The organism is Bradyrhizobium sp. GW821-FHT13H05, assembly GCF_058804065.1.
In genome coordinates, this window is record NZ_JBXAPO010000023.1 from 1 (window position 1) to 25,636 (window position 25,636).

A 25,636-nucleotide genomic window follows, 5' to 3' on the forward strand; every position below is an offset into this window, starting at 1 on the left:
TTGCGAGCGCAGCGAAGCAATCCAGAGTCTTTCCGCGGAGGGATTCTGGATTGCTTCGCTGCGCTCGCAATGACGAGTAGGATGGAGACTCGCGTTCACAGCCTCAGTTCGCGTGCTTCTTCTTGCTGCGCTTCGGTTTGACCACCGGCGCATCCGCCGGCGCCGTTGTCGTCGGCGAGCTGCCCAATTGCGACCGGCTCTCCTGCAATCGCCTGTCATAGCCGGGGGAGTTCATGACCGTCGGCGGCCTTGCCTGCGCCAGCGTGGACGCAGCGCAGAGCGCGGCCAGCACCAGCCCGATCATTAGACAATGCTTCATCGCGTTTCTCCCTCGCGCTCAGGCCGCTACCCGCGAATCTGCTGCGGCGTCAGCCCGGGCGGGCCGTTGCCGGCAATCTCAGCCTCCTTGATCAGCGCAACAATGCGGCGCATCAGCGGCACGGCGACATTGTTCTGCTCGGCAAGCGAAATGACCGCGCCCTGGAGATAGTCGATCTCGGTCCTGCGCCCCAGCTTCAGATCCTGCCACATCGAAGAGCGCGCCTCGGGATCGATCTTCATGGTCCGCCCCAGGATCGCGTTGAAGATCATGTCGGGCAGCCGCAGCAAGGTCGGCATCCAGTTTGGCGGGATCGGCGTCGCCGAAGCCGGCGTGATGCCGGCGGCTCTCATCGCGGCCAGCCCTTCGGCCATCTGGTCGGCGAATAGCCTTCGCCAATCGCGGTTCGCCAATTGCGCGGCGAGCGGCATGTCGGAGAGCGCGCTGAGCGCGTTGTTCAGATTGATGATCAGCTTGCCCCATTGCACGCCGGTGATGTCACCGCTCGCGCGCACCGCGAGGCCGGGCACCGAGAGCGCCCCGGCCGTGTTCTCGGCATCTTCTCCGACATGGATGTCGCCCGAGCTCGAGCGGTGGAAGCGCCCCTCGCCCATGGCGACCACGTTGAACGGCACCATGCCGGCGAGCACGCGCCGGCCGCCGAGACGCTCGCGCAGCACCGCGACATTGCCGACGCCGTTTTGCAGGGACACGATGACCGCGTCCTGCGGCGCATGCTGTGCGATCTGGTCGGCGACATCGGCGGTATCGGCGCTCTTCACCGTCACCAGCACGATGCCGGCACTGTGGAAGATGGCGGGGTCTTCCGAGAGCGCGAGCTGGCCCGGGCCGAGCTTCTTCTCGGAGCCGTCGAAATCGGTCAGCCGCAGGCCGAACCGCTCGATCTCGGTCTTCACCCGCGGCCGCACCAGCAGCGCGACGCGGCGGCCTGAGGCTGCCAGCTGGCCTCCGACAAAACAGCCGATGGCGCCCGCGCCCGCCACCACGATCGGTCGATCCGTAACCACCAGACCTCGCTCTCCTTAACGTCCCGCCTTCGATAGCAGAGGCAACGCCGGCTGCCCATCGCTTGCGACGCATTCGCCTTGTAACCGTCATGAGAGCCCCATATGTTTTCGTTTCGGGGGCTGTCACCGGCGAGAACTCGCCGACGAGAACGCCAAAGGAGAGCACCATGGGTCTACTCGACGTCCTCAACGGCATGCAGAACGGCCCGCACGGATCGCGTACGGGCGAGCAACCATCGTCCGGCGGCATGTCGCCGATGACGATGGCGATCATTGCCCTGCTTGGGTGGAAAGCATTCAAGCATTTGACGGCAGGCCAGCCCGGCGCGGCGCCTGCCCCGCAGCAGCGCTCACCCCTGCCGCCTCCGACGCCTGTGAATACTGGCGGGAGCCCTCTTCCCGGCGGGAGCGGCGGTCTCAGCGACCTGCTCAAGGGCGGCCTCGGCGGCCTTCTCGCGGGCGGCGCGGCCGGCAGCGTGCTCAGCGGTGGCCTCGGCGATCTCCTCAACCAGCTTCAGCAGGGCGGCCACGGCGAGACCGCGAACACCTGGGTCGGCAAGGGCGAGAACAAGGCGATCGCGCCCGGCGATCTCGCGAACGCGCTCGGCGCCGACCAGATCGAAAGCCTGTCCGCCCAGAGCGGCCTGTCGCGCGAGGAGCTGCTCTCCGGCCTCAGCCAGTACCTGCCGCAGGTGGTCGACCATCTGACGCCGGACGGACGGCTGCCGACCGAGAACGAACTCTCGGGCAGAATCTAATCAAAATGTTGAGCTACGCGTTCTCGGGAAGGGGAGCACTGACATGAGCATGGGCGGCCTGTTGTGGATCATCGTCGTCGGCTTCATCGCCGGCCTCATCGCGCGATGGCTCGCGCCGGGACCGAACAACCCGAGCGGCTTCATCCTCACCACCATCCTCGGGATCGCGGGTGCGTTTCTGGCGACATTCGTCGGCCAGGCGATCGGGCACTATGGCCCCGACCAGGGCGCCGGCTTCATCATGGCCACAATCGGCGCGGTGGTGGTGCTGTTCATCTGGCACCGGCTGGTGGCGAGCGGCGTGATCAAGGGGTAGCTACTGTCATTCCGGAGCGCGCAAAGCGCCAACCCGGAATCTCGAGATTCCGGGTTCGATGCTCACGCATCGCCCCGGAATGACGTCGTGTAGCATCACGCAATCAGATGCGCCCCCGCATCCATGCGCACGATCTCGCCGGTCATGTTGCCGGACGCCGGCATCGCCAGGAAACAGACGAGCTGCGCGATGTCGTCGGCCGTTGACGCGACCTTCAGCGGCACCTTCGCCACCACGCTGTCGCGCACCTGCTTTGCCGCCGCCTCGCCGCGGCCCTTGGTGAACCAGGGTGTGTCGATATAGCCGGGGCACACCGTGTTGACGCGAATCAGCGGCGCCAGCGCGCGCGACAGCGACAGCGTCATCGTGTTCAGCGCGCCCTTGCTCGCGGCATACGCAATCGACGAGCCGACGCCGCTGATGCCGGCAACGGAGGAAATGTTGACCACGGCGGAGGGGCGCCCCGACGCGTTCGCACCGGTCTCGAGCAGGCTGCGCGCCGCACGCACCATCTGGAACGGGCCGATGGTATTGACGCCATAGAGCCGCTGGAAATCTTCCGCGGACAATCCGTCGAGATTGGCATGGGCCACGTGCTTGGTCGTGCCCGCATTGTTCACGAGCACGTCGAGCCGGCCCCAGCCACCGGCTGCCGCAACGATCTTGCGGCAATCCTCATCCTTTGAAACGTCGCCCTGCGCGACCAGCACCTCGGCTGCGCCCGCCTTGCGGCAGAGCTCTGCCGTGGCCTCGGCTTCCTTCTGGCTCGACGAATAGTTGATGACGAGCCGCGCCCCGCTCGCTGCGAGAATTGCCGCGGTCGCAGCCCCTAGTCCGGATGCGGACCCCGTCACGATTGCGCACAAGCCGTCCGTTGCCATCCTGATGTCCTTCCCTGTATCTGATCTTGGCGCCCTGTTTAGCGAGTTTGTCGCGCCCTGCAAATCGAGCAAACTCCGCTAAGCGGAATTAGTCCAGATCACCTCTTGCGCCCATGCCGAAGCCGCAGATGGGCCTGCGATCAACGCTTGTCAGGGCCATGGCTTTTTCGGATCATCGGGCGCAAGAAGAAGCCGCGCGCCGGCCCGTCAGGCGGGACGCGCCAATGGCAAAACACGGGGAACGCTGTGGCGGAGAGTGACAATATCGTCGTCGAGACCGCGGAAAAAATCTTCGCCGATCTCGCCGATCCGCAAGCAATCAATAATGACAGGAAGGGTTCGTGGCAGGCGCCGCTATGGCAAGCGCTGAGCGAGGCTGGATTGCCGTTGTCCTGGGTGCCCGACGATCTCGGCGGCTCCGGCGCGAGCCTGGCCGACGGCTTTGCACTGCTGAACGCCGCCGGCCGCTTCGCGGTTGCGGTTCCCCTGGCCGAGACCATGCTCGCAGGCTGGCTGCTGGCGCAGGCGAAGATTTCCTCGCCCGAGGGCGAGATGACGCTGCTGCCGGCTTCTCCCAGGGATCGCGTCACGCTCGATGCCGACGGCGCCCTCTCGGGCCGCTGCCGCGGCGTGCCCTTTGCCAAGGTGGCGAAGCATTTTGCGGTGCTGGCGCATGGCAAGGACGGCGCCGTGATCGCGCTGGTCGACGCAAGCAAGGGCCGGATCGAATCCGGCCTCAATGTCGGCTACGACCACAGCGACACCGTCACGCTCGACAAGGTCCAGCCGGTCACCATCAAGGCCGCGCCGAAGGGCTTTGAGCAGACCAATCTGATGCTGATGGGCGGCGTCGCGCGCAGCCTGCAGATCGCCGGCGCGCTGGAATCGATGCTCGACATCTCCGTGCGTTACTCCAACGAGCGCGTCGCCTTCGAGAAGAAGATCTCGAAATTCCAGGCGGTGCAGCACAATCTCGCGCGCCTCGCCGGTGAATCCGCCGCCGCGCTTGCGGCCGCCACTTCGGCCGCCGACGCCATCGCGAATGCAAGGTCGTTCGACGACGAGGTTTATCTCGAAGCCGCCTCCGCAAAGATCCGCTGCGCCGAAGCCGCGGAGAAAGGCGGCGCCATCGCGCATCAGGTCCATGGCGCGATCGGCTTCACCAGCGAGCATATCCTGCACCGCTTTTCGCTGCGGGCGCTGGCCTGGCGCGACGATTTCGGCTCGGAGAGCCACTGGGCCGTCGAGCTCGGCAAGCTCGTCGCCAAGCGTGGCGCCGACGAATTGTGGCCGCTCGTGGCTTCGCGCTGATCAGGGGACGAGACAACAATGACCGCTGCCCTCCGTTTCGATCCGATCCGCCTGCCCGAGAAGTGTGAGCAACTGCGCAAGGAAGTGCGCGCGTTCCTCGCCGAAGAAATCGCCGCCGGCACCTTCGATCCGCACAAGCCCAACCGCGAAGACACCGACGCGCCGGAATTCTCCCGCCGGGTCGGCGCCAAGGGCTGGCTGGGCATGACCTGGCCCAAGAAATACGGCGGCCAGGAGCGCTCCTTCCTCGAGCGCTACGTGGTGACGGAAGAGATGCGCGTGGCCAACGCGCCGACGCGGCGCTTCTTCGTCGCCGACCGCCAGAGCGGGCCGGTGCTGATCAAATACGCGCCCGAGCATATCAAGATGGACATCCTGCCGCGCATCTGCCGCGGCGAGATCTGCTTTGCCATCGGCATGAGCGAGCCAAACTCGGGCTCGGACCTGTTCGCAGCAAAGACGCGCGCGACCAAGACCGACGGCGGCTATCTGATCAACGGCACCAAGATCTGGACCTCGTCGGCACATATCGCCGACTACATGATCGCGATCTTCCGGACCTCGCAGCCGACCAAGGAAAACCGCCGCCACGGCCTGACGCAGTTTCTGGTCAAGATGAAGCAGCCGGGCATTCAGGTGAACCCGATTGGCCAGATCACCGGCCAGTACGAATTCAACGAGGTCGTGTTCACCGACTTCTTCGTTCCCGACGATCACGTGCTCGGCGAAGTCGACGGCGCGTGGAAACAGGCGACATCAGAGCTCGCCTATGAGCGTTCGGGCCCCGAGCGATTCCTCGAGACCTATTATGTGCTGACCGAGCTGGTCCGCGCGGTCGGTCCCAATCCGGATACGCGTAGCGCCGAAGGCATCGGCCGGCTGGTGGCGCAGCTCCACACCATGCGCCGCATGTCGGTCTCCGTCGCCGGCATGCTGCAAGCCGGCAAGGAGCCGGTCGTGGAAGCGTCCATCGTCAAGGACATCGGCACGGTCTGGGAGCAGCAGCTTCCGCACCGCGTCCGCGACCTGGCCGCCTTCGTCGAGGAGACCGCGACCAACCGCGAGACGCTGGAGCGGCAGCTCGACTTCGCCATCAAGACCGCACCGAAACTCACCATCCAGGGCGGCACCACCGAGGTGCTGCGCGGCATCATCGCGCGCGGACTTGGTTTGCGCTAGTCGCGCGGACTGGGCCTGCGCTAACACTTCGAGGACATCATGAGCACCTATAAAGATATCGGCGTCGAGAAGGTCGGGCATGTCGGCACCATCGAGATCCGCCGCCCACCGCTGAACTTCTTCGACATCTCGCTGATCAACCAGATCGCGGATGCGCTCGACGAGTTCGATCGCGACATCGAGATCCGCGCCTCGGTTCTCTCCGCGCAAGGCAAGGCGTTCTGCGCCGGCGCCAATTTCGGCGATCCGGCGCGGCAGGCGCAGGAAGCACGCGAGGCCGAGAAGAAGGGCGATCCGGCCGACAATCTCGGCCCGATCAACCACCTCTACATCCAGGCCGTGCGCATCTTCCGCGCCAAGAAGCCGATCGTCGCGGCTGTGCAGGGCGCGGCCATCGGTGGTGGCCTGGGCCTCGCCGTGTCGGCGGATTTCCGCGTCACCTGCCCGGAAGCGCGCTTCTCCGCGAACTTCACCAAGCTGGGCTTCCATCCCGGCTTCGGCCTGACGACGACGCTGCCGGAATTGATCGGCAAGAACAACGCCGAGCTGATGTTCTACACCAGCCGCCGCGTCACCGGCGAAGAGGCGGTGGAATGGGGCCTCGCCAACGAGCTGGTGCCGCAGGACCAGGTGAAGTCAGCCGCGATGAAGCTTGCCGGCGAGATCGCCGAATGCTCCCCGCTCGGCCTGCTCTCCACCCGCGCCACCATGCGCGCCGGCCTCGCCGACCGCGTGATGGCTGCGACCAATCACGAACTCGCGGAGCAGACGCGTCTGCGTGCGACGGAGGACTTCAAGGAAGGCGTGAAGGCGACGGAAGAACGGCGGGCCGCGAATTTTAAGGGAAGGTGAGTCCGTTCTTCCTTCTCCCCTTGTGAGAGAAGGTGGCGCGAAGCGCCGGATGAGGGGTCTCTCTCCACGAATACAAGAGGGCGTGCTTGTGGAGACAACCCCTCACCCGTCTCGCCGCTTCGCGGCGAGCCACCCTCTCCACAAGGGGAGAGGGCAAGCGCCGGCAAGCCCTTAGCTTACGCGGAAGGTCACCCCGCCGAGCAGGAACTCGCTCCCCGCCACCGCCAGCCCCTTCGCCCTCGCCGCATGCAGCACGCTCGCGGGATCGGTTACCCGAAACTCCAGCGCGCTCATGATTTCGCTGGCGCCCTTGACGAACCGGAAGTTTGCATTGGGCAGCTTCAATTCGGCATCGCTACTCGGGGCAACACCGATGATCTTGCCCCAATGCTCCGCCAGCCCTCGCGGATCCGGACTCTGCATCTCCACGGCCGTCAGCGCCTGCGTCACGTCCTTGCGAATGAAGGTTTGCCAGTCCGGCCCCGCCGGCGGATAGGCACCCAGAACGTCGTCGCTGCCTTCGGTGTGGTTGAACTCGATGAAAGCGGCGCGGCAGTCGCGGGGATGGAGCTGCACGCCGTGATAGGGCGCGTGGTCGATCACGTTCGCGGTGCGCACGCCAAGCGCGTTGGCATTGCGGCCACGCTCGTCCGGATCATCGCAGCAGAAGATCGCCATATAGCCGCCGCGGCCGCCGGTCTTCTCGATGAAGCGGCCGGCCGTGGTGCCGTCCCTGAACGGCGCCACCACCTCCAACAGAATCGTGTCGACCGGGAGCAGCGCGTTCTCCAGGCCGTATTTCGCGACATTGCCGTCGCGGTAGCAGACGGCGAGGCCCATGATCTCGGCGATATCGGAGATGACAGGCGCGAGCTGCGGCGCGACGAGACAGATCTGCCGCAGCCGCATGTAGGAGGACATCGTCATGCGCCCTTGAAGGATGGCTTGCGTTTCTCGACGAAAGCCTTTGCGGCTTCCTTGTGATCCTCGGTGTCGCTGCAGCGGGTGTGGTGGATCGCCTCGCCGTCGAAGCAATCCTCCAGCGGCAGATGCTCGGCGTTGTTGATGTTGCGCTTGATGAAGCCGAGCGCGATCGACGGCCCCTGCGCCAGCGACAGCGCAAGCTCGTGCGCGGCAGTATCGATCTCGGCGTCGGGCACGACCTTCGTCACCATGCCGATCGCGTGGGCCTCCTTCGCCGTGAGCACCGGCGAGGTCAAATAGAGTTCGCGCGCCCGCGCGCTGCCGAGCAGCTGGGTGAGGAAGTAAGTGCCGCCGTAATCGCCGGAGAAGCCGACTTTTGCGAAGGCCGTCGTGATCTTGCAGGATTCCGAGGCGACGCGCAGATCACACGACAGCGCCATCGAGAGGCCGGCACCGGCCGCGGCGCCGTCAAGCTGTGCCACCACCGGCTTCGGCATCTGGTGCAGGATGCGCGACACTTCCATGCCGCGGCGCAGGTTCGCCATTTTCACTTCGAACGGCAGCGGCGCCCGGCCTGCCGCCATCGACTTGACATCACCGCCGACGCAGAACGAGCCACCGGCACCCTTGAACAGCACCGCGCGCACCTCGGGATCGTCAGCCGCGCGCCGCGCCGCCTCGACCAGCCCCGCCACCATCTCGGGGTTGAGCGCGTTCTTCCGCTCGGGCCGGTTCATCGTGATGGTGAGCAGCCCGCCTTCGAGCTTTTGCAGGACCATGTCGTTGCTCATGGGACGTCTCCCTTGTTGTTGTTCCTCACCGTCGTTCCGGGGCGCCGCGAAAGCGGCGAACCCGGAACCTCGAGATCCCGGGTTCGCTTTGCGCCCCGGGATGACATCGTGGCTTAGGTCACGCCGTCACTTCTTCACCAACGGACAGCGCGATTGCTCCAGCGACTGGAACGCCTCGTTGCCGGGGACGGTGGCGAGCAGCTTGTAATCGTCCCAACGCCCCTTGGATTCCGACGGCTTCTTCACCTCGAACAGATACATGTCGTGGATCATGCGGCCGTCTTCGCGGATCTTGCCGTTCTTGGCGAAGAAGTCGTTGATCGGCGTTTCCTTCATCACCTTGATGACCGTAGCTGCATCCGTCGTGCCGGCCGCCTTCACGGCCTTCAGATAATGCGTGACGGACGAATAGACGCCGGCCTGCGCCGAGGTCGGCACGCGCTTGGTGCGCTCCATGAAGCGCTTCGAGAACGCACGCGTGTCGTCGTTGAGGTCCCAGTAGAATGCTTCGGCCAGCAGCAGGCCCTGCGCGGTCTCCAGTCCGATCGAGTCGATGTCGGAAACGAAGGCGAGCAACGGCGAGACCTTCTGGCCGCCCTTGGTGATGCCGAACTCGGCCGCCTGCTTGATGGCGTTGACGGTATCGCCGCCGGCGTTGGCAAGCCCGATCACCTTGGCTTTGGAGGCCTGGGCCTGCAGCAGGAACGACGAGAAATCCGACGTGTTGAGCGGATGGCGCACGCTGCCGAGCACCTTGCCGCCGGTCTTGGTGACGACGGCGCTGGTGTCCTTCTCCAGATCCTGGCCGAAGGCGTAGTCGGCGGTGAGGAAGAACCAGGTATCGAGGCCCGACTTCACGGCGGCAAGGCCGGTCACGTTGGCCTGGCCGAACGTGTCGAAGACGTAATGCACGGTATAGGGACCGCAGGCCTCGTTGGTGAGACGGATCGAGCCCGGGCCGTTGAACATGATGATCTTGTTGCGCGCTTTCGCGATCTCGCCAGCCGCAAGCGCGGTCGCGGAGGCCGCGACGTCGTAGATCATCTCGACACCCTGATTGTCGAGCATGTCGCGGGCGATGTTGGCGGAGAGGTCGGCCTTGTTCTGATGGTCGGCGGCCAGCACCTGGATCTTGCGTCCCAGCACCTCGCCGCCAAAGTCTTCGACGGCCATCTTGGCCGCGGTCTCGCTGCCGGGACCGGTGATGTCGGCGTACAGGCTCGACATGTCGAGAATGCCGCCGATCTTGAGTGGCGGCTTGTCCTGGGCCTGCGCGGCGGCGCTCGCACTCAAGGCAAACGCTGCGGCAAAAATGCCCGACAAAATATGCTTCATCGAAAAAGACCTCCCTTGATCGCCTGTCTCTGATGGCGGCTTGGTTATTGCTGTTGCCATAATCATGCCGCATGCGCGGCAGCGCAGCAAGCGCGAGGGGCGCTACAAGCGCGCGATTGCCGTGCATGTTTTCCGCAAAGCGGAATGGCGAGATGCGGCGAAACGCTTCCACGCCGTCATTGCGAGCGCAGCGAAGCAACCCAGCTGCCACCGCGGAGAGATTCTGGATTGCTTCGCTGCGCTCGCAATGACGGCGTGTGAGGAGAGAACGGAACGTCACACCCTTTCGCCGCCGGCCGGGCTTGGGTTAAAGCTAGAGCGCAACGCAACCTCTCCGGGCAACGTGACGCGACTGCATCACCTCATCGTCGCACTTCTTCTCGTCGCGGGTCGCGCTGCGTTCGCCACGCCGTGCCAATTCGAAACGCAGGGCGAAGGCCGCGTCGCCGCCATCATCGATCCCCGCAGTGTACGTCTCGACGACGGTCGCGAAATCCGCCTCAGCGGGATCGAGGCGACATCGACGACGAAGCAGGCGCTGATATCGCTGCTCGTCGGCCGCGACGTGACGTTGCGGAGCGCGGACGACACGCCGGACCGTTATGGCCGGCAGGGCGCGATCCTGTTCATCGGCGAGAACGACACCTCGGTCCAGGCCACGCTCCTGGCCCAGGGCGAGGCCATCGTCTCCGCGGAAGTCACCGACAAGGACTGCGCGGCCGCCCTGATGGCGGCGGAGGCCGAGGCGCGCCGTCAAAAAAAGGGCAACTGGGCTGACCCGTCGGCCATAAAAAACGCGGAAAGTCCGGACGATATTTTGGCCGGGATCGGGCGCTTTATGGTGGTCGAGGGCAAAGTCCTGTCGGTCCGGCAAGCTGGGGCAATGACCTACCTCAACTTCGGACGGAACTGGACACGCGGCTTTGCCGTGACTATTTCAAGGCGCGCGTTACCGGCGTTCGAGAGCGCCGGTGTGGCCCTTAAGTCCCTGGAAAATCGGCGTATTCGAGTCCGGGGCTGGATTGAGGGGAATACGGGGCCGCGTATCGATGTGCTCAGGGTGGGGCAGATCGAGTTGCTGGGCGCAAACGAGCCGACAGGGGTAAGGCCTTAAACGGGCCAGGCACGGGTTAAGCGACGTGAATGGGGTGCTAGAACAGCACTGGACGGGTGAAGGCCGCCGCCTGCGGGCTGCGCCGGCTGCGCTATGCCTTGTGCTGGGCGGGCTTCTTGCCGGCTGCGGCGACATGAACCGGTTCCAGACCGCAGCGGCGCCGGCGACCGTCGCGATGCCGAAGCCGAAACCGGCCGTCGCGCAGACCCCCGCCACCGAGAAGGAGCATGAGCGCATCCTGGCGAGCTATGGCGGCACCTATGACGACCCCAGGCTCGAATCGCTGGTCAGCAAGACTGTCGACCGGCTCGTCGCCGCCTCCGACCGCCCCGACCAGGGCTACCGGGTCACGATCCTCAATTCCGGCGCGGTGAACGCCTTCGCGCTGCCGAACGGCCAGCTCTATGTCACGCGCGGTCTGCTTGCGCTCGCGAGCGATACGTCGGAATTGTCCTCCGTGCTCAGCCACGAGATGGCGCATGTGCTGTCCAAGCACGCGGCGATGCGCGAGGACCAGGCGCGCCAGGCCGCGATCGTCACCCGTGTCGTCACCGACATGAGCAACGACCCTGACCTCACCGCGCTCGCGCTGGCCAAGACCAAGCTCACCATGGCGAGCTTTTCGCGCAACCAGGAGTTCGAGGCCGACGGCATCGGCGTCGGCATCTCCGCCAAGGCCCATTTCGACCCGTATGGAGCCGCCCGCTTCCTCTCCGCGATGGAGCGAAATGCCGAGCTGAAGGCCGGCAAGACCTCGCTCGATCCGCGCGCGCAGGATTTCACCTCGTCGCATCCGGCAACGCCCGAGCGCGTGCAGAACGCGCAGACCATCGCGCGGCAATACGTTGCCCCGGAAGGCGGCGAGCGCGACCGCGAGAGCTATCTCGCCGCGATCGACAACCTCGTCTATGGCGAGGACCCCAGCGAAGGTTTTGTGCGCGGGCGGCGTTTCCTGCATCCAAAACTCGGCTTCACCTTCCAGGCGCCGGACAATTTTACGCTCGACAACACCGCGCAGGCGGTGATCGGCGTGCGCGACGGCGGCTCGCAGGCGATGCGCTTCGACGTCGTGCGGGTGCCGGCCGAGCAGTCGCTCGGTGATTACCTCAATTCCGGCTGGATGGAGGGCGTCGAGAAGGCTTCGACCGAGGACCTGAACATCAACGGCTTCCCCGCCGCGTCCGCCACCGCCAAGGGCGACCAGTGGCAGTTCAAGGTCTATGCGCTGCGCTTTGGCAGCGACGTCTATCGCTTCATCTTCGCCACACGGCAGAAATCGACCGAAAGCGAGCGCAACGCGCGCGAGACCGTCAATTCATTCCGCCGCCTGACGCTCGACGAGATCCAGGCCGCGCGCCCGCTGCGCATCAAGGTCATCACCGTGCAGCCGGGTGACACCGTTGAGTCGCTCTCCCACCGCATGGCCGGCGTCGACCATCCCTCCGAGCGCTTCCGCGTCCTGAACGGGCTCGATCGCAACGCGCAGGTGAAGGTGCGGGATCGCGTGAAGATCGTGGCGGATTGACGCGCGCCGACTACCGCGCCTTCTCCTTCAAAAACGCGATGATGTCAGCGCGATCCTGCGCATCCGGCACGTCGAAAAACATCTTGGTTTCTGGCACCATGGCCTGCGGCCCGGCCAGCCATTTGTCGAGATTGTCCTCGGTCCAGACGATCCCTGAGTTCTTCAGATCGGGCGAGTAGTCGTAGCCGGGAACGCTGCCCGCCTTGCGCCCAACCACGCCCTTGTGCATCGGACCGACAGCGTTCTCGCTGATCGAATGACAATCCGCGCAGCCCTTGTAGAGCGTCTGGCCGCGCGCGACGTTGCCGGTGGCGTGGGCAAGTCCGGTCGAGCAGATGATCGCGACGGCGGCAAAGACCAGGCTTGCAAAGCTTCGCTGGTGGGCGGGATTGGACCGGACGTTCATGGGATCTCCTGCTTGCGTCACCGCAAACAGGATCGTTCGCCCCGAGTTTTATTCCCGTCCGCGGGACGCGGTTCAGGCGCCCGCGTCCATATCGCCGGCCTCGCGCTGGCCGCTGAGCCAGAGCGCGAGCAGGGTCCAGAATGCGCCGGACAGCAGATACGCGCCCGAAGCGATGACCCCGAGATTGGTGGCGAGCAGCAGCGCGACCAGCGGAGCGAAGCCGGCACCGAACAGCCAGGCCATATCCGAGGTCAGCGCCGAAGCCGTGTAGCGGTACGCCTGCCGGAAGTTCGAGGCGATCGCGCCTGAGGACTGGCCGAACGAGAGACCGAGCAGGATGAAGCCGATCACCATGTAGATGGTCTCGCCGAACGCGCCGGCGTCGAGCAGCTGCGGAGCGAAACCGCTATAGATCGCGATTGCGATCGCCGATCCCATCAGCAGCGATTTGCGGCCGACGCGGTCGGCGATGATGCCGGAGGCCACGATCGCGGCGACACCGAACACGGCGGCAACGATCTCGATGATCAGGAATCGCACCGGGCTTTCGCGGGTGAACAGGAACACCCAGGACAGCGGAAACACCGTGACCATGTGGAACAGCGCAAAACTCGCCAGCGGCGCGAACGCACCAAGCATGATGTTCTGGCCTTCACGCGCGACCGTCTCGGAGATGCGCGCGGGCTGCAATTCGCGGGTTTCGAACAGCGTGGCATATTCTTCCGTCGTCACCATGCGCAGGCGCGCGAACAGCGCCACGACGTTGATGGCGAAGGCGACGAAGAACGGATAGCGCCAGCCCCAGTCGAAGAAATCGTCGGCGGAGAGATTGCCGGCGAAATAGGCGAACAGCGCGCTGGCCACGATCAGCCCGAGCGGGGCCCCGAGCTGCGGCACCATCGCGTACCAGCCGCGCTGGGAGGCCGGCGCATTCAGCGCCAGCAGCGAGGCCATGCCGTCCCAGGCGCCGCCCCAGGCCAGACCCTGCGCGATACGCGCCAGCGCCAGCAGCCAGATCGCAGCAACGCCGATCTCGGAATAGCCGGGCAGGAAGGCAAGCGCCACGGTGGCGGTGCCGAGCAGGAACAGCGCCGAGACCAGCTTGGCCGTCTTGCCGTATTCCCGGTCGACCGTCATGAAAATGACGGTGCCGAGCGGCCGGGCGATGAAGGCCAGCGCGAAGATCATGAAGGAATAGAAGGTGCCGGTCAGCTCGCTGGTGAACGGGAACACCAGGCGCGGGAACACTATCACCGAGGCGATCGCGTAGACGAAGAAGTCGAAGAATTCCGAGGTCCGGCCGATGATGACGCCGATGGCGATCTCGCCGGGACTGGCCAGGTCGTGGCCGTGCTCGCCCGAGGGGATTTCTGCCAGTGCGGGGGTCTGTGCCGTCGCCATTCGTGCGCCCTTAACGTCCTGAAAACCAAAGCCGACCGCCCGGCGGGGCGCCAGGCAATCCGGCCCTGTCTGGCGCAACATTTCGCACTGCAACATTGGACAAATTGTCCAATGTCCCGATTGCTGCGCCGCAGCTACCCGTTGGCCCCGCAACGGAAACTCATTCTCAAAGGCTCGGCCCGTGTCCCGTCTCAAGATCCTGGCGCTGCTACCCTTGGCAGTCGCGCTCAGTGGCTGCAACTACGTCGTGCTGGCGCCAGCCGGCGACATCGCTGCCCAGCAGCGCGACCTCGTCATCATCTCCACCGTCCTGATGCTCCTGATCGTCGTCCCCGTGATGGCGCTGACGGTGGTGTTCGCCTGGCGCTACCGCCAGTCCAACACCGCGGCCCGCTACGAGCCGGAATGGGATCACTCGACCAAGCTCGAGCTGGTGATCTGGTCGGCGCCGCTGCTGATCATCATCTGCCTGGGCGCCCTGACCTGGATGGGCACGCATCTGCTCGACCCTTACCGCAACATCGGCCGCATCAAGGCGGAGCACGCCATCGACCAATCCAAGGCTCCGCTCGAAGTCGACGTCGTCGCGCTCGACTGGAAATGGCTCTTTATTTATCCGGACTACGGCATCGCCACCGTCAACGAACTCGCCGCGCCGGTCGATCGCCCCATCAATTTCCACATTACCGCGTCTTCGGTGATGAACTCCTTCTACATCCCCGCCCTCGCCGGACAGATCTACGCGATGCCGGGCATGGAGACGTCGCTCCACGCCGTCATCAACCACGCCGGCATCTACAAGGGCTTTTCGGCGAACTACAGCGGCGCCGGCTTCTCCGGCATGCACTTCAACTTCCACGGTCTCGACGACAAGGGCTTTGACGCCTGGATCGCGCAGACCAAATCCGCCGGCGGCTCACTCGGCCGCACCGAATATCTCCAGCTCGAGAAACCGAGCGAAAACGAGCCGGTGCGCCGCTGGGGCACGGTCGATGCCGATCTCTACCGCCTGATCCTCAACATGTGCGTCGAGACCGGCAAGATGTGCCAGAGCGAGATGATGGCGATCGACGCCAAGGGCGGGCGCGGCCACGAAGGCCTGAATAACACGCTGCCGCTCGCTTACGACAAGTACGCGCGCCGGGGCAGCCCGCTCGGGCCGGAACCGACCTTCGTCGCCGGCACCTGCACGCCCGATGCTCCCCAGGGCAAGACCACCGCGTCCATCACGGCCCCCCTCGACACTGCGCCGCTCACCGGCGCCGGCCTGAAGCGGCCGGTCTTCGCGCCGCTGAAGTCCTCATCCTTCTTCCTCGGACAGCGTCCGAAGTCAGACTCCTAAAGAGATCCCGCATGTCTCCTGATCTTCTCAAGCTCATCTTCGGCCGGCTCGGCATCGACTCGCTGCCGCTGCACGAGCCGATTCTCGTCGGCACCTTCGTGATGGTCGCGCTCGGCGGCGCGACGCTGCTCGCCGGCCTCACCTATTTCCGCCTCTGGGGCTATCTGTGGCGCGAATGGTTCACCACGGTGGACCACAAGCGCATCGGCATCATGTACATGATCCTCGGCATCGTGATGCTGCTGCGCGGCTTCGCCGACGCCCTCATGATGCGCGCGCAGCAGGCGCTCGCATTCAGCGGCTCCGAAGGCTTCCTCCCCGCCCATCACTACGACCAGGTCTTCACCGCCCACGGCGTGATCATGATCTTCTTCGTGGCGATGCCGTTCGTCACCGGCCTGATGAACTACGTCGTGCCGCTCCAGATCGGCGCGCGCGACGTGTCGTTCCCGTTCCTGAACAATTTCAGCTTCTGGATGACGGTCGGTGGCGCAGTGCTGGTGATGGCCTCGCTGTTCATCGGCGAGTTCGCCCGCACCGGCTGGCTGGCTTATCCGCCGCTCTCAAACATCGGCTACAGTCCTGACGTCGGCGTCGACTATTACATCTGGGCACTGCAGGTCGCAGGCGTCGGCACGACGCTATCGGGCATCAATTTGATCTGCACCATCGTCAAGCTGCGCTGCCCCGGCATGACCATGATGAAGATGCCGGTGTTCACCTGGACCGCGCTCTGCACCAACATCCTGATCGTCGCCTCGTTCCCGGTCCTGACCGTCGTGCTCGCGCTGCTCTCGCTCGATCGCTATGTCGGCACCAACTTCTTCACGAACGATTTCGGCGGCAGCCCGATGATGTACGTGAACCTGATCTGGATCTGGGGCCACCCCGAGGTCTACATCCTGGTTCTCCCGGCGTTCGGCATCTTCTCGGAGGTGACCTCGACCTTCTCCGGCAAGCGGCTGTTCGGCTACACCTCGATGGTTTACGCCACGGTGGTCATCACCATCCTGTCGTACCTGGTGTGGCTGCACCACTTCTTCACGATGGGCTCGGGCGCCAGCGTCAACTCGTTCTTCGGCATCACCACGATGATCATCTCGATCCCGACGGGCGCGAAGATGTTCAACTGGCTGTTCACGATGTATCGCGGCCGCATCCGCTTCGAGCTGCCGATGATGTGGACGATCGCCTTCATGCTGACCTTCGTGATCGGCGGCATGACCGGCGTGCTGCTGGCGGTGCCGCCGGCCGACTTCGTCCTGCACAACAGCCTGTTCCTGATCGCGCACTTCCACAACGTGATCATCGGCGGCGTGGTGTTCGGTGCGTTTGCCGGCATTACGTACTGGTTCCCGAAGGCGTTCGGCTTCAAGCTCGATCCGTTCTGGGGCAAGATGTCGTTCTGGTTCTGGGTTGTCGGCTTCTACATGGCCTTCATGCCGCTCTATGTGCTCGGCCTGATGGGCGTGACCCGTCGCCTGCGCGTGTTCGACGATCCGTCCCTGCAGATCTGGTTCATCATCGCCGCGATCGGCGCCGTCTGCGTGTTCATCGGCATCCTCTCGATGCTGATGCAGTTCGCGGTCTCTTTCCTCAAGCGCGAGCAGCTCAAGGACGTCACCGGCGATCCCTGGGACGCACGCACGCTGGAATGGGCGACTTCCTCGCCCCCGCCGGACTACAACTTCGCCTTCACCCCCGTCGTTCACGACAATGACGCGTGGTGGGACATGAAGAAGCGCGGTTACCAGCGTCCGCTCACCGGGTTCAAGCCGATCCACATGCCCAGCAGCACCGGCACCGGAATCATCCTCGCCGGCCTCGCCACCGCGATGGGATTCGGCCTGATCTGGTACATCTGGTGGCTGGCCGCCGTGAGCTTCGCCGCGATGCTCGTCGTCGGCATCGGTCACACCTTCAACTATCACCGCGACTTCGACATTCCGGCTGACGACGTCATCCGGACCGAGGACGCGCGCACCAAACTGCTCGCCGGAGCCAAGTAAATGACTGTCGCCGTCAATTCCTCGCAGACCGGCGAGCCGGTCTTCTATGTCGCCGACGAGCACCCGCATCCGGAAGGCTACAGCACCTCGCTGGGCTTCTGGATCTACCTGATGAGCGACTGCCTCATCTTCGCGATGCTGTTCGCCGCCTTCGGCGTGCTCGGCGCCAACTACGCCGCCGGGCCCGCGCCGAAGGATTTGTTCGACCTCGACCTCGTCGCGGTGAACACCTCGATGCTGCTGCTGTCGTCGATCACCTACGGCTTTGCCATGCTGACGATGCAGCAGAACAAGGTCGCGCAGACGCAGATGTGGCTGGCGATCACCGGCCTGTTCGGTCTCGCCTTCATCGGCATCGAGCTCACCGAGTTCGCCCACATGATCCACGAAGGCGCTACCCCTCAGCGCAGCGCCTTCCTGTCCGCCTTCTTCACCCTGGTCGGCACCCACGGCCTGCACGTCTCCTGCGGCCTGATCTGGCTCGTCACGTTGATGGTTCAGGTCTGGAAGTTCGGCCTGGTCGAAGCCAACCGCCGCCGCCTGATGTGCCTGTCGATGTTCTGGCACTTCCTCGACGTGGTCTGGATCGGCGTCTTCACCTTCGTCTATCTCCTGGGAGTTCTGCGATGAACACCGATACCCACGCCGCCCACGCAGGCGACCATCACCACGACGACGGCCACGCCCACAGCACGTTCTCGGGCTACATGCTCGGCTTCGTGCTCTCGGTGGTTCTCACCGCGATCCCGTTCTGGCTGGTGATGAGCGGCGCGCTGCCGAGCAAGCAGATCACCGCGCTGGTCATCATGGCCTTCGCGGTCGTGCAGATCGTCGTGCACATGATCTACTTCCTGCACATGAGCCCCAAGTCCGAGAACGGCTGGACCATGATGGCGCTGATCTTCACCATCGTCATGGTGGTGATCGCGCTGTCCGGTTCGCTGTGGGTGATGAACCACCTCAACAGCAACATGATGCCGATGCACGAGATGACGGGAATGAAGTGAGCGAAACCCGGACCGTGACGAGCGAGGCAGAGGACGCGAGCCGCAAGGCTGCGCGTCCGCGCCTGTGGCTCACGGTCCTCTCGCTCACGGCCTTTGCTGTTCTGATTGCGCTCGGCGTCTGGCAGATCGAGCGCCGCGCCTGGAAGCTGGCGCTGATCGACCGCGTCGAGCAGCGCGTCCATACGCCGGCCCAGCCCATCTCCTCGCCCGCATCGTGGCCGGCGGTCTCGGCCGCAAACGACGAATACAGGCACGTCAGCGTCACCGGCCGCTTCCTGCATGACCGCGAGACGCTGGTTCAGGCCGTCACCGAGGAAGGCCCCGGCTATTGGGTGCTGACGCCGCTTCAGCGCGACAACGGCACGACGGTCCTGGTCAACCGCGGCTTCGTGCCGTCCGAGCGGCGCGACGCATCGACGCGCCAGGGCGGTAATCCGGATGGCCGGGTCGAGATCACCGGACTGCTCCGCATCACGGAGCCGAAGGGCGGATTCCTCCGAAACAACGTTCCCCAGCACAACCGCTGGTATTCGCGCGATGTCGCCGCGATCGCCGCGGCGCGCGGCCTCGATGATGTCGCGCCGTTTTTCGTCGATGCTGACGCCGGATCACAAACCGCTGGCGGCCCAATCGGCGGATTGACCGTGATCCGCTTTCCCAATAACCACCTGATCTATGCGCTGACGTGGTTTGCCCTGGCTTTCATGCTGGCCGGCAGGCTTTTCGTCACATTCGGCGGCGGGCTGTTCCGCCGCAAGCGCTTCGTCCACGAACCGGCCGGCGGCCCCGATGCCTCCGCCCGCAGGACGGGATCAGATGCTGGAACGATCGTCGAACAGACCTGACGACGGAAGAACGCCTCCCCGACCACTTGGCGAGCTGGCCGTCACACTGCAATCGCAGGCGGACGCGCGCAGCGAGCTGATCGGCGCTGCGCCCACGGACGACGAGACCAACCGCAAGAACATGGCGCTGCTGATCCAGCTGCGCTGGACCGCGGTGGTCGGCCAGATCGTGACCATCGGCGGCGTGCATTTCTGGCTCGGCATCCCCCTGCCCCTGGAGCGGATGGGCGCGGTGATCGGCGCGCTGGTGCTGCTCAACGTCTCGAGCCTGGTCTGGGTGCGCCACCGCGCCGCCGTCTCCAGCAACGAGCTGCTGGTCGCCTTGATGCTCGACGTCGCCGCGCTGACCGCGCAGCTCTATCTCAGCGGCGGCGCCACCAATCCCTTCACCTCGCTATTCCTGCTCCAGGTGACGCTGGCTGCGGTGCTGCTCGATGCCCGCTCGACCTGGTCGCTGGTGGCGCTGACCTGCGCATGCTTTGTCTGGCTGACGCTGGCCTACCGGCCGCTCGACCTGCCGCCGAATCCGCTCAGCGAGACCTACACGCTCACCGTCGCCGGCATGCTGCTCGGCTTCGCGCTCAATGCGGTGCTGCTGGTGGTGTTCGTCACCAGGATCAACAGGAACCTGCGCGAACGCGATGCGCATCTGGCCGCGCTGCGCCAGCATGCCGCCGAGCAGGACCACATCGTGCGCATGGGCCTGCTCGCCTCCGGCGCGGCGCATGAGCTCGGCACGCCGCTGGCCTCGCTCTCGGTCATCCTCAGCGACTGGCGCCGCATGCCGGATCTCGCCGCCGATCAGGAGCTCGCCGAGGACCTTTCGGAGATGGAGACCTCGCTGCAGCGCTGCAAGTCGATCGTGACGGGCATTCTGGTCTCGGCCGGCGAAGCGCGCGGCGAAGGCTCCTCGCCGACCACGGTGACGGCTTTCGTGACGGCGCTGGTGGAGGAGTGGCGCGATGCGCGCTCGGCGCGCACGCTCTATTTCGTCAACACATTCGGCGAGGACGTCGCGATCGTCTCCGACATCGCGCTGAAGCAGGTCATCTTCAACGTGCTCGACAACGCCTATGAGGTCTCGCGCGACTGGGTCGAGCTGCTGGCCGAACGCGAGGGCGACAATCTGGTGCTGTCGATCAGCGACCGCGGCCCGGGTTTCGCGCCTGAGATGCTGGCGCAGCTCGGAAAACCCTATCAGTCGAGCAAGGGCCGCGCCGGCGGCGGGCTCGGTCTGTTCCTGGTGGTGAACGTCGTGCGCAAATTAGGCGGCAGCGTAACTGCCGAGAACCATCGCAAGCGCGGCGCCACCGTCCGCCTGACGCTGCCGCTGGCCACGCTCGCGATTGGAGGCAGCTTTGACGCCTGACCGTTCGCTCATCGTCGTCGAGGACGACGCCGGCTTCGCGCGCACGCTCAAGCGCTCGTTCGAGCGCCGCGGCTATGATGTCGTGCTGGCGGCTTCGATCGAGGACGTGCGCAAGGTGCTGGAGGAGCGCTCCTTCGGCCATGCCGTGGTCGATCTCAAGCTCGGCGGCGCCTCTGGGCTCGCCTGCGTCGAGCTGCTGCATACGCACGATGAGGAGATGCTGATCGTGGTGCTGACAGGCTTTGCCAGCATCTCCACCGCCGTGGAGGCGATTAAGCTGGGTGCCTGCCACTATCTGGCAAAGCCATCGAACACCGACGACATCGAAGCCGCCTTCAACAAGGCCGAAGGCAACGCCGAAGTCGCGCTCGATGCGCGGCCGACGTCGATCAAGACGCTGGAATGGGAACGCATCCACCAGACCCTGATCGAGACCGATTTCAATATCTCGGAAGCGGCGAGAAGGTTGGGGATGCATCGGCGCACGCTGGCAAGGAAGCTCGAGAAGCGCCCGGTGAGGTAGCTAGCTCTCTCACTTCGCCTCCACGGACTTGCTGACCCCCCTGATGGCGTCCTGCGCAGCTAATTCGACGCGCTTGAGCTTGTCCTGACTCTGAAGCAAGCGGTCCTGAAATGCCTGATCGCCGGCGCGGCGCTGCGCGATCTTTTCGCGAACGCTCACTTCTTTGCGGAATTGCGCGATCGCCATATCCAAGGGCAGGTTTTGCGACCCCGCCTTGTCCTGTTCGACCGCCCCGGCCTTCGCATAGATTCTGGCGAGGCTGTCCAGAATCCTCATATTCCGCGGGTCCTCTTCGTTGAGTGCGGTCAGGATCTGCCCGGCTTTGGCGAATTCCTGAAGGGCAAAGTCGTAGTTCTTCTTCGCGCGATAGAGCGCCGCGCGATCTTCATATGAAGATGCGAGATTCGATCGAAGGATCTTGTCGCTGGAATATGCCAGGAACAGAAGCTCCTCCCGATCGATGGCCTCTGAATAGCTCTGCAACGCGCCATCGATATCGGCGAAATCTCGCTGCACACGTCCGATCTTAATCTGGGTGCCGGCGGCCTGGAGCTTCCATTCCATCCGCGAGGCACCCTGGATCATGGTCGCATACTCCAAGGCCCGCTTGAACTTCGAAGTTGCCCCGGCGAAGTCCTGCTTGACCTGAAGTGCCTCGCCGGTCTTGTTGATCGCGAATGCCAGCTCGAATCGCTGTAGCGCCAGATGATCGATACTCTCCGGGTTGAGGGTCGTCGGGTTGGCAACATCGGCGTCGAGTAGCTTGGCGGCGATCCGCTCGCTTTCCTGGTAATTGCCGAGCGCTGCGGCGATCAGCTCCTGATGACGCGCGACAACGGTCCCCGTACCGTCGTAGACGACCGAGTCCTCGAGATCGAGGTCGCCAAGCCTGAAGAGCGCTCCGTAGCGCAGGCGCAGCCATCCCTTGTCGTCGGGGCTCTTCTCCAGATAGGGACGCGAGGTCTCTTCGGCCCTAGCCGCGTCCCGTCTGGCAGCCGCCTTGTCATCGAGCGCGACGTTCAGATCGGAGGACGTCAATAGCCAGGACGTTTTCAGCTGCGAGACTTGCGCAGTATTCGGGAGATCGTCGAAACGATCGTACAGATCTTTCACGATGTCGCGATATTTCGTTGCCGACTGGAGCGAGGTCTGACCGGCGTTGAAGGAGTCCAGGACCGCGCTCGACAGATTCCTGGTGGACAGCGCCACGTGCTTGAAGGTCTCGCTGGCCCGGTACAGCGCCGTGCTTCCTACTGCGAGCAGGATCAGGGCAACGCCGATGCCGGCATAGGTCACGTTTCTCAGATTTCGGCTGCGGCCGCTCGCGGCATAGGAGGCGCGCACGAGCCGTTCGACCTCCTCGTATCTTCCTCCGTATCGCGCGGACCAAGCCGCATTGGGATGCCATTTGTTCCACCAGTCCCAGTAACGTCGCGCCTGGTCGTCGGATAGACGAGATTCATTGAGGCTTTGGGGATCGACGCAGGAATGAAGAAAGCGATATCGCTCGGCGTCCCGCAGCTCCTGTCGCAACCATCCGATCTCGCGCTTGTCACCACGCTCCCCGGTCGCCTCCGGATCGCCCGAGACCCGCGTCCAGCGGCGCAGCAACGCCTCGTGGCCGACATCGACGATGGTTTCGTCTGGCAAATTCGCGGTCGGTGACGATGACAGGGGCGGAACCAGGAACGAGCATTCGTCTGCGCGAAACTGATCGAGCACGGCGCAGACATCGTCGCGGGACGCACCGGTTTCTCCGACGAGCTGTCCCAGCGAACGCGCGCGCCGCACGGCCCGCCCTTCGCTATCGATCTCGGCAAGCGCGCGGAAGACCTGTTCGACAATCTTTTCTCGACCGGGCAAGGAGGAGAAAATCTCCTCGGCATGGCCGGAGAGGGCACCGGAAAGGCCGCCGATGTCCCGGTAATCCTGCTCGGTCAGATGCCGTGCGGCTGGCTCGGGACCGGTGGAGCCATCGGATTTTTCTCCCGCGACCGCGCCAGCCCGCATCCAGAGCCGCGCCAGGCAATGTTGCAGGATTGGGAGCTGGTCGAGCTCTTCACTGCTGTCGTTGAGCAGGCGCTCGACCAGTTCGGACGATATGGTCGCCCCCGACATCTCGATGGGGCCGCGGATCGCTTCCTCACGCTGATCGCGGGACAGCGACGGCACGAGAAACTGCGCCGATGACACAGCCTCGGGCAGCCCCTGGAAGCGCGCGCAATCGCCGATGAAGTCGGAGCGCATGGTGATCACGACCCGGATTCGGCTGTCGTGACTGCGCGTCGCAGCAAGCAGAAGCTGAATGAAATTGATCGCCTCTTCCCGCCGCCGCGACATCTCGAAGCGCGTGCTGGTCTGCGCGCCCGCCGACATGTAGCGGAACAGCTCCTCGAATTGATCGACCAGCACAACGAGCTGCGTCTCGGGGTCCGCGGCCACGTATTGCAACGCGTCCGACAGGCCGTGGCTGGAGGCGAACAACAGGGCGGCGATACGATCGCGGCGCGCCGCGAAGAACTCGTCATTATCGCCGAGGACCTTGGCCAGCCCAATCGCCAGTCGATCGATCGGCGCCCGTCCCGGCCGCATCGCCGCGTATTGCCAAACCTTTCGGCCCGATTCCTCATTCTCCTGCTCGAGAAGCGGCAACAATCCGGCACGCACGATCGAAGACTTGCCGCTCCCCGAACTGCCGACCACGGCAATGAAGTGGTTCGTCCGCAGCAACCGATACAACGCGAAGGTCTGGTCTTCACGTCCGAAGAAATATTCGTGATCCCGCTTGGCGAAAGGCCTCAGACCCGGAAAGGGTGCCGCCGCTGCGGACGACTGGGTCGGAGCGGAGCTGACTAGGTCCCTCATGGCGTCACTCATGGGCGCGCTGTTCAGCGCTTGTCTGGAAAATACGCCTCAGCGCCTCGATGCTCGGTTTCCCGGTCTGGGTCCAGTTCAGGACGAGATCAATCTCCTTCGAGGGAAAGAGATGACGGAGCATATTCTCGTCCTTGCGGACATGCGGCGGCGGTCCCGCGATCAGGCCCCGGCACATGAACTGCTGCTTGCGGCCGAGCGTCTGCCAGCTTCGGAGTTCCTTGGACTGCGCGCGCGCCCACATCTCCGACGCTCTCGCCCAGCACATGACCACGGCCGTGCATTCCGACAGACGCTCGCGGTGGAATTGCCGCCGCTCGACATCGGTCGTGTTGTAGTAGGCCGGCATCACGTAGTTGATCTCGTGCTCTTCGAGCAGCGTCGCCACCTCGGCCGCGTACTCGGTGTCGGCCTCGTCATGACACAGATAGATGTGATCGAACTCAATCTGAACCGGGGGCTGAGGAGGAGGACTGATTTTCTCGAGATGCCCCATCACGAAAGCGATGAAGGGACTGAGGCTGTCTCCTTCGATTCGATCGCCGGGCCGTTGCGCGCTGAAGCTTTTCAGGGTCTCGATTGGATCGCGCTCGGCCGACTGCCCCGACGGGTCCTCGAAGGTCTTGGGCGCCCAGATCAGGCGATGAAAGGCTGCGTTGTCGTCGGCGTCGGTTGCCGGGATTCTTTCCGCAGCCTTGCTGAGCTGGAGCCTTGCGATGTGCTCGAGGTCGGTCGGCGCCGGTCCTGCGCTGCGTCCCAGCAAGTGAATCGAGACCCTGGCGTCCTTCAACTCGCGATCGATGAAGTCGATCGCGCCGGCATCGAGTGGAATGTCATCGGCGACATCCGGAACGACATGAAAGCGCTCGCGCTTCAGCTCCCGGTGCAGCCGCATGTATTGATCCCGCATGTCCGGAGCGGGCTTTGCGAGGTAGACCTTCAGCCCGTGCGGCGGGGGAGATTGAGGCGGCGGAGACGGATCTACGATCTTGGATGATCTGGCACGTCTAATCAGAACCTGCGCGAGTTGCTCTGCCGCCGCATAGAACTCGTCGCTTGGCTTCCCGATTCGGTAGAAGGACCCCGATCGCGAGAAGAACTGAAAGCCCCGCTGCTCCGGCAGTAATTCGGGACAACGCTCCTTTGGCACCTGACTCTTGTGCACCAGAATGATGCGATGCTTGAAGTCGAAGTCGCTTTCCTGTTCCCAACGTTGACGGAAAAGCTTCAGCTCCAGTTGGCAGTATTCGCTCGCGAGCCAATGCTCGGACAGCACGACGACGAGAAAGGACGACGCCTCGATGGCGTCGCGAATGGCCGGACGGAACTGAGTGCCGTCATCGATGTTGTCGCGATCCCACCAGAGCAGGGGACTGTTGGGCTTCGCATCGTTGAAATACCATTCGATCTGTGCGGCCAGCGCCGACACGAATGGCTGCTTGTCCGAATGCTCACCCGGCGGCAGCCGGTTGTCATTCCATGCATAAGACATAAAAAATTGGACGCGCTTATCGGTCATGCCATCTA

Annotated in this window: 24 protein-coding genes; 14 read left to right on the plus strand and 10 right to left on the minus strand. The window is 64.4% G+C overall.

Annotated features, from left to right (window positions below; all coding sequences use genetic code 11):
* Positions 1-103: 103 nt before the first annotated feature.
* Entirely contained in the window at positions 104-319 is a 216-nt protein-coding gene (locus tag AC1RR3_RS37045) for a hypothetical protein (protein ID WP_492830025.1), read from the minus strand.
* Positions 320-345: 26 nt separating this feature from the next.
* Positions 346-1,347, minus strand: a complete 1,002-nt coding sequence (locus AC1RR3_RS37050; RefSeq protein ID WP_492830027.1) for a 2-dehydropantoate 2-reductase — start codon at positions 1,345-1,347, stop codon at positions 346-348.
* A 167-nt stretch (positions 1,348-1,514) separates the two neighbouring features.
* On the opposite strand from AC1RR3_RS37050, the gene AC1RR3_RS37055 reads away from it, so the two are divergent.
* Together AC1RR3_RS37055 and AC1RR3_RS37060 are read left to right on the plus strand one after the other, a co-directional pair.
* Positions 1,515-2,105: a YidB family protein gene (locus tag AC1RR3_RS37055; RefSeq protein ID WP_492830029.1), complete on the plus strand. Its 591-nt coding sequence runs from the start codon at positions 1,515-1,517 to the stop codon at positions 2,103-2,105.
* 43 nt (positions 2,106-2,148) lie between these two features.
* Positions 2,149-2,421, plus strand: coding sequence for a GlsB/YeaQ/YmgE family stress response membrane protein (locus tag AC1RR3_RS37060; protein ID WP_492830031.1), 273 nt, complete (start codon positions 2,149-2,151; stop codon positions 2,419-2,421).
* 95 nt (positions 2,422-2,516) lie between these two features.
* Here AC1RR3_RS37060 and AC1RR3_RS37065 read toward each other — a convergent pair whose 3' ends face one another.
* The gene (locus tag AC1RR3_RS37065; protein ID WP_492830033.1) at positions 2,517-3,302 is read right to left on the minus strand and encodes an SDR family NAD(P)-dependent oxidoreductase; all 786 of its coding nucleotides are present in this window, start codon (positions 3,300-3,302) and stop codon (positions 2,517-2,519) included.
* A gap of 246 nt (positions 3,303-3,548) precedes the next feature.
* On the opposite strand from AC1RR3_RS37065, the gene AC1RR3_RS37070 reads away from it, so the two are divergent.
* From AC1RR3_RS37070 to AC1RR3_RS37080, 3 genes are read left to right on the plus strand one after another with little or no spacing between them, the layout of a single operon-like run.
* Positions 3,549-4,613 (plus strand): acyl-CoA dehydrogenase family protein, encoded by a 1,065-nt coding sequence (locus tag AC1RR3_RS37070; protein WP_492830035.1) that lies wholly within the window; start codon positions 3,549-3,551, stop codon positions 4,611-4,613.
* Between the two features lie 18 nt (positions 4,614-4,631).
* Complete coding sequence (locus AC1RR3_RS37075; protein WP_008133127.1) at positions 4,632-5,792, plus strand: acyl-CoA dehydrogenase family protein; 1,161 nt, start codon at positions 4,632-4,634, stop codon at positions 5,790-5,792.
* Between the two features lie 39 nt (positions 5,793-5,831).
* Entirely contained in the window at positions 5,832-6,644 is an 813-nt protein-coding gene (locus AC1RR3_RS37080; protein WP_492830038.1) for an enoyl-CoA hydratase/isomerase family protein, read from the plus strand.
* Positions 6,645-6,815: 171 nt separating this feature from the next.
* Here AC1RR3_RS37080 and AC1RR3_RS37085 read toward each other — a convergent pair whose 3' ends face one another.
* From AC1RR3_RS37085 to AC1RR3_RS37095, 3 genes are all read right to left on the minus strand, one after another.
* Complete coding sequence (locus tag AC1RR3_RS37085; RefSeq protein ID WP_492830143.1) at positions 6,816-7,565, minus strand: VOC family protein; 750 nt, start codon at positions 7,563-7,565, stop codon at positions 6,816-6,818.
* 2 nt (positions 7,566-7,567) lie between these two features.
* Positions 7,568-8,359: an enoyl-CoA hydratase gene (locus tag AC1RR3_RS37090; protein WP_492830039.1), complete on the minus strand. Its 792-nt coding sequence runs from the start codon at positions 8,357-8,359 to the stop codon at positions 7,568-7,570.
* A 126-nt stretch (positions 8,360-8,485) separates the two neighbouring features.
* On the minus strand, positions 8,486-9,694 hold the full coding sequence (locus AC1RR3_RS37095) for an ABC transporter substrate-binding protein (protein ID WP_492830041.1): 1,209 nt from the start codon (positions 9,692-9,694) through the stop codon (positions 8,486-8,488).
* Between the two features lie 247 nt (positions 9,695-9,941).
* Here AC1RR3_RS37095 and AC1RR3_RS37100 point away from each other — a divergent pair, with 247 nt between their 5' ends.
* On the plus strand, positions 9,942-10,808 hold the full coding sequence (locus AC1RR3_RS37100) for a thermonuclease family protein (RefSeq protein ID WP_492830145.1): 867 nt from the start codon (positions 9,942-9,944) through the stop codon (positions 10,806-10,808).
* A 25-nt stretch (positions 10,809-10,833) separates the two neighbouring features.
* Positions 10,834-12,333 carry a M48 family metalloprotease gene (locus tag AC1RR3_RS37105; protein WP_492830043.1) on the plus strand — a complete coding sequence of 500 codons (1,500 nt, stop codon included), beginning with the start codon at positions 10,834-10,836 and terminating at the stop codon, positions 12,331-12,333.
* 10 nt (positions 12,334-12,343) lie between these two features.
* Here AC1RR3_RS37105 and AC1RR3_RS37110 read toward each other — a convergent pair whose 3' ends face one another.
* Positions 12,344-12,739, minus strand: a complete 396-nt coding sequence (locus AC1RR3_RS37110) for a c-type cytochrome (protein WP_492830045.1) — start codon at positions 12,737-12,739, stop codon at positions 12,344-12,346.
* Positions 12,740-12,811: 72 nt separating this feature from the next.
* Positions 12,812-14,140 (minus strand): MFS transporter, encoded by a 1,329-nt coding sequence (locus AC1RR3_RS37115; protein WP_492830047.1) that lies wholly within the window; start codon positions 14,138-14,140, stop codon positions 12,812-12,814.
* A 181-nt stretch (positions 14,141-14,321) separates the two neighbouring features.
* On the opposite strand from AC1RR3_RS37115, the gene cyoA reads away from it, so the two are divergent.
* Genes cyoA through AC1RR3_RS37150 form a run of 7 tightly spaced genes read left to right on the plus strand, consistent with a single transcriptional unit; the run spans position 14,322 to position 21,235 of the window.
* A complete protein-coding gene (gene cyoA, locus AC1RR3_RS37120; protein WP_492830049.1) occupies positions 14,322-15,482 on the plus strand; it encodes a ubiquinol oxidase subunit II in 1,161 nt (386 codons plus the stop codon).
* An 11-nt stretch (positions 15,483-15,493) separates the two neighbouring features.
* Positions 15,494-17,491: a cytochrome o ubiquinol oxidase subunit I gene (cyoB, locus tag AC1RR3_RS37125; protein WP_492830051.1), complete on the plus strand. Its 1,998-nt coding sequence runs from the start codon at positions 15,494-15,496 to the stop codon at positions 17,489-17,491.
* Positions 17,492-18,121 (plus strand): cytochrome o ubiquinol oxidase subunit III, encoded by a 630-nt coding sequence (gene cyoC, locus AC1RR3_RS37130; RefSeq protein WP_492830053.1) that lies wholly within the window; start codon positions 17,492-17,494, stop codon positions 18,119-18,121. It begins immediately after the preceding gene.
* Positions 18,118-18,498 (plus strand): cytochrome o ubiquinol oxidase subunit IV, encoded by a 381-nt coding sequence (gene cyoD / locus AC1RR3_RS37135; protein WP_492830055.1) that lies wholly within the window; start codon positions 18,118-18,120, stop codon positions 18,496-18,498. Before cyoC ends, cyoD begins: the two co-directional genes overlap by 4 nt.
* The gene (locus AC1RR3_RS37140; protein WP_492830057.1) at positions 18,495-19,343 is read left to right on the plus strand and encodes an SURF1 family protein; all 849 of its coding nucleotides are present in this window, start codon (positions 18,495-18,497) and stop codon (positions 19,341-19,343) included. The genes cyoD and AC1RR3_RS37140 overlap by 4 nt, the downstream gene beginning before the upstream one ends.
* Positions 19,315-20,712 carry an ATP-binding protein gene (locus AC1RR3_RS37145; protein ID WP_492830059.1) on the plus strand — a complete coding sequence of 466 codons (1,398 nt, stop codon included), beginning with the start codon at positions 19,315-19,317 and terminating at the stop codon, positions 20,710-20,712. Before AC1RR3_RS37140 ends, AC1RR3_RS37145 begins: the two co-directional genes overlap by 29 nt.
* Entirely contained in the window at positions 20,702-21,235 is a 534-nt protein-coding gene (locus tag AC1RR3_RS37150; protein WP_492830061.1) for a response regulator transcription factor, read from the plus strand. Before AC1RR3_RS37145 ends, AC1RR3_RS37150 begins: the two co-directional genes overlap by 11 nt.
* A 9-nt stretch (positions 21,236-21,244) precedes the next feature.
* Here the strand turns inward: AC1RR3_RS37150 and AC1RR3_RS37155 are convergent, their stop codons facing one another.
* Positions 21,245-24,112 carry an nSTAND1 domain-containing NTPase gene (locus tag AC1RR3_RS37155; protein WP_492830063.1) on the minus strand — a complete coding sequence of 956 codons (2,868 nt, stop codon included), beginning with the start codon at positions 24,110-24,112 and terminating at the stop codon, positions 21,245-21,247.
* Positions 24,105-25,628, minus strand: coding sequence for a toll/interleukin-1 receptor domain-containing protein (locus tag AC1RR3_RS37160; RefSeq protein WP_492830065.1), 1,524 nt, complete (start codon positions 25,626-25,628; stop codon positions 24,105-24,107). Before AC1RR3_RS37160 ends, AC1RR3_RS37155 begins: the two co-directional genes overlap by 8 nt.
* Between the last annotated feature and the right edge of the window lie 8 nt (positions 25,629-25,636).